Consider the following 12,900-nt stretch of genomic DNA (forward strand, 5'->3'; position numbering starts at 1 on the left):
AATATTCTGCTTAAAATTAGCGAGATACTGCTTGACTTCTTATGAAAAAGGAAGGCTTATATGAAGACTTTAGTGTCGATTATTATGCCCGCATTCAATGTAGGAAGCTATATAGGAAAAAGCATTGAATCAATTATTAATCAAGAATATCAAAATTGGGAACTCATTGTAGTAAATGATGGCTCGACAGATAATACCGGTGAGGTTGTACAGGCATACTCTTGCCGGGACTCCCGTATTAAGCTTTATGAACAGGAGAATAGCGGAGTGTCTGCCGCCCGGAATTGTGGCATGTTTCATGCCGCAGGAGAATATCTTGCATTTCTGGATGGTGACGATTTATGGGATAAGAGATTCCTGTCGGAAGTAGTTTCAGCAAAAGAAGCTAATCATGTTGATATGGCTTATACCGGATATACATCTTTTTATGAAGATAGCCGTTCAAAGAACTTCCAATTTCAATACATGGATGGCGATATTTTAATTCCTTATTTGAAGGAAATTACCGGTATGCATATTGGATCATTGCTTATTGCAAAATCAATTGTAAATGATTGCAATATCCACTTCACTGAGGGCTGTCCAATGGGTGAAGATGTGGAGTTTATTATAAAGTTGTTATGCGTTGCAAAGGTATGTGCTGTTCGTGAGGAATTAATGTTCTATCGGTTGAGGAGACCGGGCTCTGCTATGAATACTGTTTTTTCCTGGAATATGCATATGAATGTAATTAAAGCTTTTAAGCGGGCTCAGCAATTCGTTCAAAAGAATTGCCTCGAATATGTAAAGTGTTCAGAGATAGTGGATATCTTGAACAGTAAAATTGGCCAGTGTCGGTATTGGATACTCTGGAAAATGGTGAAAAATGGATATCATGAGGATGCACGACGTATGCTAGCTGATCCGGAATGTATTCTAGATCTACAGAAAATTAGTAAATCCGCTTTAATCTTTAAACAACGTTTGCGATATCATGCAATTATGTCCCAAAATAAATACCTATGGAATTGTTGTGCGCTGTTTAAAGCACGATAAGGAGAACTAATATGAAAGAAATTACAATCGTTACGGCATTCTTTGACATTGGCCGGGAAAAGTGGTCTGGTTTCGAACGCGATAACAGCAAATATGTTGAGTTTTTTAAGTTTTGGGCCAGAATGAAAAATAAGCTTGTCGTCTATACGGATTCAAAAACTGCACAACAGGTTATAGAGATCCGGGAATCTTTTGGATTAAAAGATCGTACTGAAGTGATCGCTGTTGATGAGGTTACAAGTATAGCGCCAGACATATACGAGGCAATAGATCATGTGTTAGCAAACCAAACAGCAGTTAAGTTTAGACGTAAGCCGACTTATCCCGAGTCATGCAACCCAATGTATAACTATATCATGTATTTAAAGTCCCATCTGATTACGGATGCAATCCAACGCGGTTTGGCTGATGGAATGATTGCTTGGATGGACTTTGGTTACAATCATGGCGGCAGCTTCTATACAAATCCTGAAGAGTTTGACTTCTTATGGACACATGATTTTTCATCGAAAGTTCATATTTTTGCTGTTGATCCGTTAGATACAATGCCGGTTTTTGAAATTGTCCGGACAATGAAGATATATTTTGCTGGCGGCATCATTGTGGCACCTGATGTTCTTTGGCCTAAGCTGCTGGAGATGGTTCGTACTGCTCTGTTTAGTTTAACTAATTGTGGTCTGGCTGACGATGATCAGACGTTGTTGATTATGGCTTATCGAGCTCAGCCCGATTTATTTGAAATTCATTTGATTGAAGATTTTTTCTGCCCCCTGAGAGATTGCGGTGCATCTCATTTGACATTTCAGTTTAGGCAGTCTAAACTTACACGTCTGAAGGCGCGAAAGCTTTTGCAAACTGGACAGTACTGGCAAGCATTTCAAGGCTATTTAAAATATGGTGTGGAAAAACTGCAATCCAAGTAGATGCGTGCTGAATAAGAGCGTGTTCAAGTATTAACTTTTTAGGAGGCGTGCAAGTGAACATATTAGTCGCTGGGGGAGCCGGATATATTGGATCACATACTTGCGTTGCTTTACTGGAAGCCGGTCATACAGTATCTGTTGTAGATAATCTTCTTAACAGTAAGATAGAGATTTTGGAGCAAATAAAAAAGATTACTGGCAAGGCAGTAGTCTTTTATCAAGTTGATGTTACGAATGAAGCTGCTATGGAGACTATTTTTTCTGAGCATATGTTTGATGGGGTTATTCATTTTGCGGGACTTAAAGCGGTGGGAGAATCGGTAGCTAAACCCTTGGAATATTATTATAATAACGTTGTTAGTACATTGGTTTTAGCCAAAATGTGTAGGTCATATGGTGTAAAGCGCTTTGTATTTAGCTCATCTGCGACTGTGTATGGTGACAATAAGGTTCCTTTTATAGAGTCCATGCCTCTTTTGTCGACTACTAATCCTTATGGTGAAACAAAGGTGATGAGTGAACGGATTCTTATGGATTTTGCCCAAGTAAATAATCACCATTCGATAGCACTGTTAAGGTATTTTAATCCTATTGGAGCACATGAAAGTGGTTTGCTTGGTGAAAGCCCTAACGGTGTACCTAATAATTTGATGCCCTATATGACACAAGTAGCCAAAGGAAAGCAAGCTAAACTGCGTGTTTTTGGTAATGATTATGAGACTATTGATGGTACGGGAGTAAGAGACTATCTTCACGTCTGTGATTTAGCAGAGGGACATGTAGCCGCGTTGAATAAAATCACTGCCGGAGTACATATCTATAATTTAGGGACTGGTTGCGGTACAAGTGTATTGCAATTAGTGGAAGCCTTTGAGCAGGCAAACGGTATAAAACTGCCTTATGAAATAGTAGGCAGAAGACCAGGCGATATTGCGGAGTGTTTTGCAGATGTTTCTAAGGTTGCGCAGGAATTAGGCTGGACTGCTAAACGCGATTTAGTAGCAATGTGCAAAGATGCCTGGCGGTTTGAGCAACGTTTGCTAAGTTAAATATTGTGCCGGAGGAGAAGTGAAAATGAAGATTATCATACTGGCAGGAGGCGGTGGAACCCGTCTGTTTCCTTTATCACGGGTTTGTCTTCCCAAGCAATTTCTGAAGCTGAATGATGAATATTCACTATTGTCTCAATCTGTGAGAAGATTTATGGACATTGTTACTCCGTCAGATATTATCATTGTCACCAACAAGGAATATTATCACCATGTTAAAACGGAACTGGTAGAATGTGGTGCTGCCGACGCTCATATTTTGCTGGAGCCGGTAGCCAAAAATACTGCACCGGCCATTGCTTTAGCAGTACAATATTGCTTAGATATCTTAGGGGCAAATGAGCAAGAAATACTTTTTGTCTCAACTTCTGATCATATCATTCGTCCGAAGAACGTTTTTATGAAGCTTGTACAAACTGCAGCTGCTATTGCCAGTGAGAACAAGCTAGTTACTTTTGGAGTTAAACCTGATAAGCCGGAAACGGGATATGGTTATATTCAGGCTGGCAGTCAATATAAGCAGGGCTATGAAGTCGAGTCCTTCAAAGAGAAACCAGATCAGCTGACCGCTGAAACATATATAGCAGCAGGAAATTACTATTGGAATTCAGGGATGTTTGCCTTCTCTATTGCAGGTATGCTTGTAGAGTTACGCCAGCATCAGCCTGCTATACATAGCTTATTGAATGAAGGCTACGCAGCTGTTCTTGAAAAATTTTCCGAAATGCCCAGCATATCTATTGATTATGCTGTAGCGGAAAAATCAAATAAGGTAATTGTCCTTCCTTTTACTGCTTATTGGAATGATATCGGGTCCTGGGATGCTATTTATGATGTGCTGGACAAAGACGAGAATGGTAATGCTGTTACTGGAGATTGCATTGCGCTCGACTGCAGTAATACATTGTTGATGGGGCGCAGCAGGCTGATAGCAGGAATAGGTTTAGAAGATTTATTAATTGTCGAAACGGATGATGTTATTCTGGTAGCTAAGAAAGGTGAGTCCCAAAAGGTCAAAGACTTAGTAGAGGATCTGAAAAAACGGGGACGCAAAGAGGCTACCGAGCATACCACAATGTATCGTCCGTGGGGCAGTTATACTGTATTAGGCGAAGGTCCGGGTTATAAAATGAAGAAGATCGTTGTTAACCCTGGACAGCAGCTCAGTCTGCAATTGCATTATCATCGCAGTGAGCATTGGATCGTAATTAGTGGAACTGCGAAGGTAACCATTGATGTTAATGAGCAAATGGTGCACAAGAATCAAAGTGTGTTCATACCTGTATCTACTAAGCATCGCTTAGAAAATCCAGGAAGAATTCCACTGGAAATAATAGAAGTCCAAAATGGTGACTATCTAGAAGAAGATGATATTGTTCGATTTGATGATGTTTATGGACGATCTTAAGTAGATAAGTGCTTTAGAAATCTAAATGTTGTAAAGTAAGGATTCCGGGGGAGAACGAGAAGTGCGCATCTTAATACTATTTTCTCAGCCGTGGCGGGTTGGTGGAGCGGAAACGCATGTGGAAAGCCTAATCCAAGGATTGTCTGAGCATCAGCTTATAATGGCGGTCAATAAAGGCAGCGATCAAGGAAGAGTGCAGAATTTAAGGCAAAAGTATGCCAATCTTGAAGTTGTCGAAATTCAGGCAAGGGGCATAAATATTATCCGTTGGGTGAGAGATATTTTTGCTTTAGCTAAACTCATTAAAACTAATGCAATTGAAGTAGTGAGTGCTCAGCAAAGGACTGCTGGAATTTGGGCTTATCTTTTATCCAAATATAGTGGTATTCCTTTTGTAGTTACTATGCATGATCCCTGGCATCGCGCTTTTTTTAAGAAGGCCTATGCAGGCTTGTTTCCGGTAATGATTGTTGTAAGCGAGAATCTAAAAGAACTATTATGTCGGAGTTTTGGTTTTCAAGCAAAGCAAATAGAATTTATTAATAATGGTATTAATTTTGCTGCATTTGTTCCCCAGAACAAACAAGCGGCTCGCGATAAACTAGGAATTACTTATACCGGCAAGATCATTTTACATGTAAGCCGATTAAGCAGCATTAAAGGGGCTGTTGCTTTAGCCTTACTTGATAGTATGACAGATGTTCTATCTCATAATGGCGACAGTAAACTGATTATTATTGGGGAAGGTCCTTTGCGAACTGCTATTGAGGGGAAAGCTGCAGCGATTAATCTAACCTACCCTGATCGTATCGAGATTTTAAATTTTACTGATTACATCGTTGATTGGTATAATGCTGCTGATCTAGTAGTTTGCGAAGGGCGGGTTGCAATTGAGGCGATAGCCTGTGAACGCCCCATAGTGGCGATACGAAATGGCAGTATGTTCTTTGGTGCTGTTACACCGGAGAATATTCAAGAAGCAATAGCTGTCAATTTTGATGGGACTGTGTTCCCGGTTACTCCTGAAAAAATCGCTGAAGAAATTAATAAAGCATTTCAACTACAAAGCAAACAAACTGGGGAAATGGCGCAGTTTATTGATAGTCGGTTAAGTATTGCTGATATGGCGAAGAAGTATTGTCAGGTATTTATAGAGGCAATTAGGAGACGCGGCAGATGAAAAAGATATTAATTATCAACCGTTTGGGCATTGGGGATGTGGTATTAACCACGCCCTTAGCTCAAGCTATTAAAGAGCTATTTTCAGCTCATATCGGCTTTGTCGTTTCAACGAAAGCAGTTGATATACTTCAGAATCACCCTTATATTGATGAGGTTTTCGGCTATCGCCACCCATCTAAGCGGGCTATGTTGGAACAGCTACGGAATGGAAACTATGATGAGGCATTAATAGTAGATGAAAGGTTTTCATCTACTCTATTGGCACTAAAAGCAGGCTGCCGGCTACTTAATAAGGGGTTTGAGATTTCAATCGGTAAGCGGAGGTTTTTTTCGAGAAGATACTCTTCTAAGAGGGCAATTGATAACTATTCAAGCTATCTAAAATATTTAAATCCTGAAGGAGAAATTCCTTGTCTACCTCCTACACTAGGAATTCCTGATACTGGAAGTAAGCAAAAGATTGAACAGTGGTTGCACCAACATCAGTTTAATAACAAAAAGCTGATGCTTATTGCTGCCAGGGGATTATCAGATAATAAAAACTGGCCTTGTGAGTACTTTGCCGTACTTAATGGGTACCTTAATAAGCGCGGGATTACGCCTGTTTATCTAGGGTCAAGTGGTGATCATGAGTATATAGAAGCTATACACGGAATCAAGATTAATGCTGCCGGATATTTTAATTTGCGAGAGGTTGCAGCCATTGCGCAATATGCTGCTTTAAGTTTAACAATGTGTACAGGAGCAATGCATGTTATTGCAACTGCAAAAACTCCTATACTTGCGGTATACGGACCTACATCCGCTGAACGTTGGGCGCCATCACATGCCTGCGTTTTACAGGCTGATATATCCTGCGTTCCCTGCCAACGTCTTGGTTGTACTAATGATACATATAAGCAGTGTATGCTGGAAATTACTCCTCAGCAAGTTATTGATAAGATTGAAGCAGAGAAATGGTTAACATAAATTTAGCATCTTAACGAAATGAGGACAAAGTTGATTGCTTTTGGGGAGGAGAGATACGATGGCTAAATTTAAACGAACAGCCTTTAAAGCCTATGATATTCGCGGCAAGGTGCCTGATGAGCTAAATGAGGAGTTGGTCTACCGCATTGGGCGGGCCTATGTGGAGCAACTAAGGGCAAAGAAAGTTGTTATTGGCCGTGATGTTCGGTTGTCCAGCGCCTCTTTAGCCGCAGCGTTAATTCGTGGAATAACGGATGCAGGCTGCGATGTTGTAGATATTGGTCTCTGCGGTACGGAGCAAGTCTATTTTGCTACTTTCCACCTGAAAATAGATGGTGGGATCATGGTTACTGCCAGCCACAATCCGATGGACTACAATGGTCTAAAGCTTGTGAAAGCAGGATCAAAACCGATTAGCGGTGATACGGGCTTGAGGGATATTGAGGAAATGGCGGTCACCGGTAATTTTTTGCAGCAGTCGCCTGAGCAAAAGGGCAGTATCATTCCCGTCAATATTTTGGATGAATATATTCAGCATTTGCTAGGCTACGTAGATGTTTCACAATTGAAGCCGATAAAGATTGTTGTTAATGCCGGTAACGGTTGCGCTGGTCCAGTTATTGAGGCACTGGAAAAATATCTGCCCTTTGAGCTGATAAAAGTATATACTGAACCGGATGGAACTTTTCCTCACGGTATACCTAATCCGCTGCTGCCTGAGAATCGGGAATCAACGGCGGCGGTTGTCCGTGAAACCGGCGCTGATCTGGGAATTGCATGGGATGGAGATTTTGACAGGTGCTTTTTGTTCGATGAAAAAGGAAGCTTTGTTGAAGGTTATTATGTTGTGGGCCTGCTTGCACAGGCTTTTTTAACTAGGCAACCAGGAGCCAAGATTATCTATGATCCCCGTTTGACCTGGAATACGGTTGAGCTTGTTGAACAGTTTGGCGGCATTGCCGTTCAAAGCAAGACGGGACACGCTTTTATTAAAGAACGCATGCGTAAAGAGGATGCTATCTATGGTGGCGAGATGTCTGCTCATCATTACTTCAAGGACTTTGCTTATTGTGATAGCGGCATGATTCCCTGGCTGTTAGTGACAGCTGTTATGTGTGCAACAGGTAAGTCTTTATCGGTACTCTTGGACGAGCGCATGGCTAAATTTCCGTGTAGTGGTGAAATAAATCGTACTGTAGCCGATGCAAAGCTGGTTCTTCAACAGGTCGAAGCGCATTTTGTAACTCCCTCATCCAGGGTTGATCGAACTGATGGATTAGGAGTGGAATATGATAACTGGCGCTTTAATCTTCGTACCTCTAACACGGAACCGGTTATCAGGTTAAATGTAGAGTCAAGATCTGATGCAGCGCTTATGCAAGCTAAAACAGAAGAATTACTTGCTTTCATTGATGTAATTGGGAAATAAAAATCCGGGCCTTGAGCTCGGATTTTTTATTTTAACTGTTAGGTAGAAAGCATTAACTAAATCGGCACCCCGTGGGCTTAAGCTCATTCAGCTCAACCGGCAGTCATTCTGGAACTCAATTATGTGTATGCGCCTACTAGGAGTGTGAAGCAGCGCATAAGTATAGCAACTACTAAAGTTCTAATGGGCATGATAATGGTTAATGGGAGTTTTACCTCGTTTGAAGCCTATGGCAGCAAAATATATAGTTTTACGACATATTAAATCTTTTTTCGACATTGAGAGGGTTTTTAAAATTTATATAGAACGTGAGAAGAACTAAATGAAATTTAAATAAAATGAGAGGTAAACTAATTGTTTGGGATAGGGCGTTTAGCTAAAGATATTGTAAAAAATCTACTAAGACAACACAGGTATAAATTGAAGGGGATACAAATTCGAAATGTAGCGCATGTAGCAGATGATTTTTATGCAGAATCACCTGTCAATTTAGAAAATGTTACTGTTGAGCATAACGTACGAATGGGTAAGTATTCATATATGCTGGGGGGAAGAATATATTCTGATACTCAAATTGGGCGTTATTGCTCTATTGCTGCTAATGTGGTCATAGGTGGCCTTACTCATCCCCAAAAATGGCTATCTACAAGTCCTTTTCAATATGAGCATGATATTCAGTATATGAAAGATAATATTCGAACAACCTTCATAGGAAATGATGTGTGGATAGGAGCAAATTCGTATATTAAAGCCGGTATTACAGTTGGAGATGGAGCAATTATAGGTTCGGGAGCAGTAGTCACAAAAGATATTCCTCCTTATGCAATTGTTGTTGGAGTACCCGCAAGGGTTCTTAGATATCGATTTGATGAACAAACAATTCAGAGGTTACTAGAATTAAAATGGTGGAATAAAAATATTTTGGAATTACAGGAATTACCGCATAGTAATGTCCTTGAATGCTTAGAAAAACTTGAAAAATGTAGCAGCAACAGGTATTTCCGGCATTTATAATGTAACCTCTAAAGGCTTTGGCTATGGAGTAACTTATAAATCCTAATTCTGTTTAGACAATTGTAATATAAAAAATTGCCACGGAGCGAAACTGCTCCGTGGCAATTTATTTACAAAACTGGTATTTTTCTACTTTAAAGCGTTTTTAACACGATAAGCTGTCAGAATCAATCCCAGATATGCAATACACTCGTCAAACTCCTCCATGACAGGTAGATGAAGTTGCTTTTCACCTATCCCGGCAATCACCAAGGCCAGAACGGCAATTACCAGTTCACTTGCCGGAAATCGCTGTTCTTTCAAAAGTTGGTAAGGAATCTTATATACGCCGTATTTGATAACGGCAAATAACCAAACGAGTATGATAATTGCCAGTAGTGGGTTAACAATTGCGCCATAAGGAAGCTGGGCTAGCGAGAGGAAAATTGGCCCTTCTACAGGATCAAATCCACTGGGATAAAACACGCGGCCCCAGCTTAGTTCTCTGCCGATCATGAGCAGCCAGAGCGGTAATGCGCTGAATAACAAGAGAGAAGCTGATGCGTTACCAATAGCTTTGGCATCTTGCCACCATTTGCAGTTCAAAACTAAGCCTGCCGACAATATGACAACCTGAAGCCATTCTAATAAGCTATTTTCCCAGCCCCAGGATATTGGAAGATAAGGGCTGATAAAATACGAGGCCAATACGCCTGCTAATAAAATCCATTTAATGGGCAAGTCGGGACCTCCTTTTAATATAATAATTTGACTGGATAGTCGGCTTTAAAGAAAGCGATTGGGCAATATAATGGTATTACGCTGCTCTAGGGCAGCTTTTACGCGATAGGCTGTAAGCACTAGGGAAAGATAAGCAACACATTCAACAAGTTCTTCCATAATTTCTTTATGAAGATGTTGTTCAGCAATATAAGCGGTGACGAAGGACAAAACTACAAGAATAAATTCACTGGTTGGAAAACGTCCCTGGCGAAACAATTCATAAGGTATTGCGTAGAGCTTGTACTTAATAACAGCAAACAACCAGGAAAGGATAATAATAGCAAGTATTGGATAAACAAACTTTCCATAGGGAAGTTGGGCTACAGAAATAAAATAAGGTCCCTCGACAGGATCAAGTCCGGCCTGGTAAAATACCCGTCCCCAACTAAGCTCACGCCCGATCATGAGCAGCCAAAGCGGTGTTGCCCAGGCAAAGAAGCGGGCATGGTGAAAACGTCTGGACGTTATTGCTTCCTGCCACCAGCAGCTAGTTAAGAGGAGGCCAGCGGTAAGGATTACTACTTGTGACCATTCTAACGGACCGTTTTCCCAGCCCCAAGTGAGTGGCAAGTATGAGTCAGCGTAATAGGAAAAAGCGATAACCGCCAATAATGGATAGTTAAGTAAAGACACGTTGCAACTCCTTTCATTTGAAAATCCTGAAAATAATCTGAGAATCACAATATCTAATTCTATCACTAACTACTTTATCCGACAAGCACAGTCGGAATACATTTTAAGTTAATACCACCTGATAGCGGCAAGGCCGAGATATTCTTTGGTTGACAGGGCAATATTAGTAAGAGCGCCGCTGGACGGAATAAAATCAAACCATGATATCAGACTATGAACGTTAGCCTGATAGTCGGTCGGCCAGGGGAGTACCTTGATGCCGGTCTTTTGAAACTGCAGCACTGCACGGGGCATATGAAAGGCCGAGGTGACCAATACAGGCTGGCTAAATTCCTGAGAATCAAGCAGCTTTTTGCTGTATTCTGCATTTTGTGTTGTATTAAGACTTTGATTTTCAACGATGATTTTGTCATCAGGAACGCCAAGGCCCAGTAGAATAGTTCGGGATATTTCTGCTTCCGTACCGGTCGTCTCCAGCACTTTGCCACCTGTGGTGAGGATGGGAAGCTTATATTTATGATAGAGCTGGGCAGCAGTCAGTAAACGGTTGGCTGCATAGCCGCTTAGGTGCCCATGGCCGTCGATGTTGGGCGTATCCATGGTTGCTCCGCCGCCTAAAAGGACGATCACATCGCCGCTGAAGGCTGCGGGAGGAGTATAGCGCGCCTCTAGAGAACGTATGACGGAATCGGCAACAGCTGGAATGGTACACAGGTAAAAGAATATTGTGAAGCCGAGCAGTAACGAAGCGCTCTGCCTTTGGCGGCGATAGAGACGGATGACAAGGGCGAGCAGTAGCACAAGGAATATTCCCGGCGGAACGAAAAATGTACTATAGATCACTTTCAGCACATAGAGCATACGATCACCTGTTTCTAAAATGTCTTGATTGAATTTTACTACAGTGAGGAAGGGTTTTCCAGCTTATAAGGCAAATACTGTAGAAAGTGAAGTAGGGTACTAATCTAAGTAGAGAATGATAGGAGCGTGCATCTATGTCAGTCCTAACACTTTCTTCCGGCTTTACCTTCGATTACACCAATTTGTATGGTGATAGTAAAGTGACTGCTGAGGACATTTCTGTTGCTGCTGGACAGTTGACTAAGGCTCACCAGGCTATCGTGCATATGCGGTCAACCGGCATTGTAAAGGGTCACCTTTCCAAAGATGGTCAATCCGAAAAGGTCTTGTTTACGCAGCTGCCCTATATCCAAGAGGGCCATATTAATTCGCCTCACGTGCTTGACCGCTTAAAAGAGTTTGGCGAGTCACTGCGCTACAAGGTGGACACAGTCATATCCTTTGGTATCGGTGGTTCTTTTCTGGGCAACAAGGTCTTATTTGATATTCATTGTGGTGATTTTTATAACTTCAAATCAATAGAAGAGCGTAAGGGTTACCCTAAACTGTATTTTAGCGGTAATAATCTCGATCCCCGCCGCACTGAGGAATTGATCGGTCATGTGATCAATGAAGCAGCGGTAAAGCAGGGGGAGCCGTACCGGGTAACGCTCGTCGTTATTTCTAAATCCGGTTCTACTTTGGAAACGATGGCTACCTTTATGGTTGCCTATGAGCGGCTAAAACAAATGCCTGCCATTGAGGTATCCGTTGTTGCAGTCACCGATCCAGCTGAAGGAGCAAATGAGACACTTCTCCATAAGCTTGCTAGAGAGCAAGGCTGGCCAATGTTCAGTGTGGCTGACGGAGTAGGCGGACGATTTAGTGTTTTCTCAGAGGTAGGGCTGGTTACAGCAGCCTGCATTGGCTTTAATATGGATGCTTTTTTGGCAGGTGCTAAAAGTATGGATAAAGATTGCCAGACGGATAATATTTGGCAGAACCCGGCATTCTTAAATGCTGCACTGAAATATATGGGGGCCGAAAAGTATGGCAGGGACATAGAGATATTTATGCCCTACGGTGACTATCTTAAGTCGGTGTCAGAGTGGTATATTCAGCTGTTGGCCGAATCCCTTGGCAAGCGGGTGAATCGGGATGGCCAAGAGGTTTTTTATGGACGGACTCCCGTTGCGGCCGTAGGCACCACTGATATGCATGCGCAGACCCAGCAGCACCAGGATGGCAAGCGAAATAAAATCGTCCAGTTTGTCCGCATTGCAGAGTGGGACACGGATCCGGTTATACCGAATTTGTTTCCCGAGACGGCCAAATTAGCGGACATGGCCGGACTTAGCTTAAGTCAGGGGATGGAGGCCGCGCGGCAAGCTAATGCCCAGGCCTTAGCGAGTGATTACCGCTTTAATGCAACATTTACTCTGCCAAAGCTGAACGCCTATCATCTTGGCGAACTGTTGTATCTGCTTGCGTTATCGGTGGCCTATGAAGGCGAACTGGCCAACGTGGATGCTTTTGATCAGCCGGGAGTAGAAACATACAAGCGTATACTAGGACCCAGCCTGCAAAGGCTGAAAAATAAGAAATAGTACCCAGATCGTCAGTACTCACTGGATTAGATCTGATGAGGTACTAAGA

At 42.0% G+C, this 12,900-nt stretch carries 12 protein-coding genes; 9 read left to right on the top strand and 3 right to left on the bottom strand.

From position 1 onward, the window contains the following. The first annotated feature begins 60 nt into the window (after positions 1 to 60). The 8 genes from RTR76_RS07330 to RTR76_RS07365 all read left to right on the top strand — a co-directional run bounded on the left by RTR76_RS07330 (position 61) and on the right by RTR76_RS07365 (position 9,009). Positions 61 to 1,035: a glycosyltransferase family 2 protein gene (locus RTR76_RS07330; RefSeq protein ID WP_312518573.1), complete on the top strand. Its 975-nt coding sequence runs from the start codon at positions 61 to 63 to the stop codon at positions 1,033 to 1,035. Between the two features lie 11 nt (positions 1,036 to 1,046). Continuing rightward, positions 1,047 to 1,958 (top strand): WlaTC/HtrL family glycosyltransferase, encoded by a 912-nt coding sequence (locus tag RTR76_RS07335; protein WP_312518576.1) that lies wholly within the window; start codon positions 1,047 to 1,049, stop codon positions 1,956 to 1,958. A gap of 53 nt (positions 1,959 to 2,011) precedes the next feature. After that, entirely contained in the window at positions 2,012 to 3,007 is a 996-nt protein-coding gene (galE, locus tag RTR76_RS07340; protein ID WP_312518579.1) for a UDP-glucose 4-epimerase GalE, read from the top strand. 25 nt (positions 3,008 to 3,032) lie between these two features. Next, positions 3,033 to 4,415 (top strand): mannose-1-phosphate guanylyltransferase/mannose-6-phosphate isomerase, encoded by a 1,383-nt coding sequence (locus RTR76_RS07345; RefSeq protein ID WP_312518582.1) that lies wholly within the window; start codon positions 3,033 to 3,035, stop codon positions 4,413 to 4,415. Between the two features lie 61 nt (positions 4,416 to 4,476). Then, positions 4,477 to 5,595, top strand: coding sequence for a glycosyltransferase (locus RTR76_RS07350; RefSeq protein ID WP_312518585.1), 1,119 nt, complete (start codon positions 4,477 to 4,479; stop codon positions 5,593 to 5,595). Further along, positions 5,592 to 6,566 (top strand): glycosyltransferase family 9 protein, encoded by a 975-nt coding sequence (locus tag RTR76_RS07355; protein ID WP_312518587.1) that lies wholly within the window; start codon positions 5,592 to 5,594, stop codon positions 6,564 to 6,566. The genes RTR76_RS07350 and RTR76_RS07355 overlap by 4 nt, the downstream gene beginning before the upstream one ends. A 58-nt stretch (positions 6,567 to 6,624) precedes the next feature. After that, positions 6,625 to 7,995, top strand: a complete 1,371-nt coding sequence (locus tag RTR76_RS07360) for a phosphomannomutase (protein WP_312518589.1) — start codon at positions 6,625 to 6,627, stop codon at positions 7,993 to 7,995. A gap of 354 nt (positions 7,996 to 8,349) precedes the next feature. Then, positions 8,350 to 9,009: a CatB-related O-acetyltransferase gene (locus RTR76_RS07365; protein ID WP_312518591.1), complete on the top strand. Its 660-nt coding sequence runs from the start codon at positions 8,350 to 8,352 to the stop codon at positions 9,007 to 9,009. Positions 9,010 to 9,138: 129 nt separating this feature from the next. Here RTR76_RS07365 and RTR76_RS07370 read toward each other — a convergent pair whose 3' ends face one another. The 3 genes from RTR76_RS07370 to RTR76_RS07380 all read right to left on the bottom strand — a co-directional run bounded on the left by RTR76_RS07370 (position 9,139) and on the right by RTR76_RS07380 (position 11,265). Then, a complete protein-coding gene (locus RTR76_RS07370) occupies positions 9,139 to 9,729 on the bottom strand; it encodes a hypothetical protein (RefSeq protein WP_312518594.1) in 591 nt (196 codons plus the stop codon). Positions 9,730 to 9,774: 45 nt separating this feature from the next. Beyond that, entirely contained in the window at positions 9,775 to 10,404 is a 630-nt protein-coding gene (locus RTR76_RS07375; RefSeq protein WP_312518596.1) for a hypothetical protein, read from the bottom strand. Between the two features lie 108 nt (positions 10,405 to 10,512). Then, complete coding sequence (locus tag RTR76_RS07380) at positions 10,513 to 11,265, bottom strand: YdcF family protein (protein WP_312518598.1); 753 nt, start codon at positions 11,263 to 11,265, stop codon at positions 10,513 to 10,515. A gap of 134 nt (positions 11,266 to 11,399) precedes the next feature. Here RTR76_RS07380 and RTR76_RS07385 point away from each other — a divergent pair, with 134 nt between their 5' ends. Continuing rightward, the gene (locus tag RTR76_RS07385) at positions 11,400 to 12,851 is read left to right on the top strand and encodes a glucose-6-phosphate isomerase (protein WP_312518602.1); all 1,452 of its coding nucleotides are present in this window, start codon (positions 11,400 to 11,402) and stop codon (positions 12,849 to 12,851) included. Positions 12,852 to 12,900: the final 49 nt, after the last annotated feature.

This window comes from Anaerospora sp., from assembly GCF_032013335.1.
Lineage (GTDB): Bacteria > Bacillota > Negativicutes > Sporomusales > DSM-15969 > Anaerospora.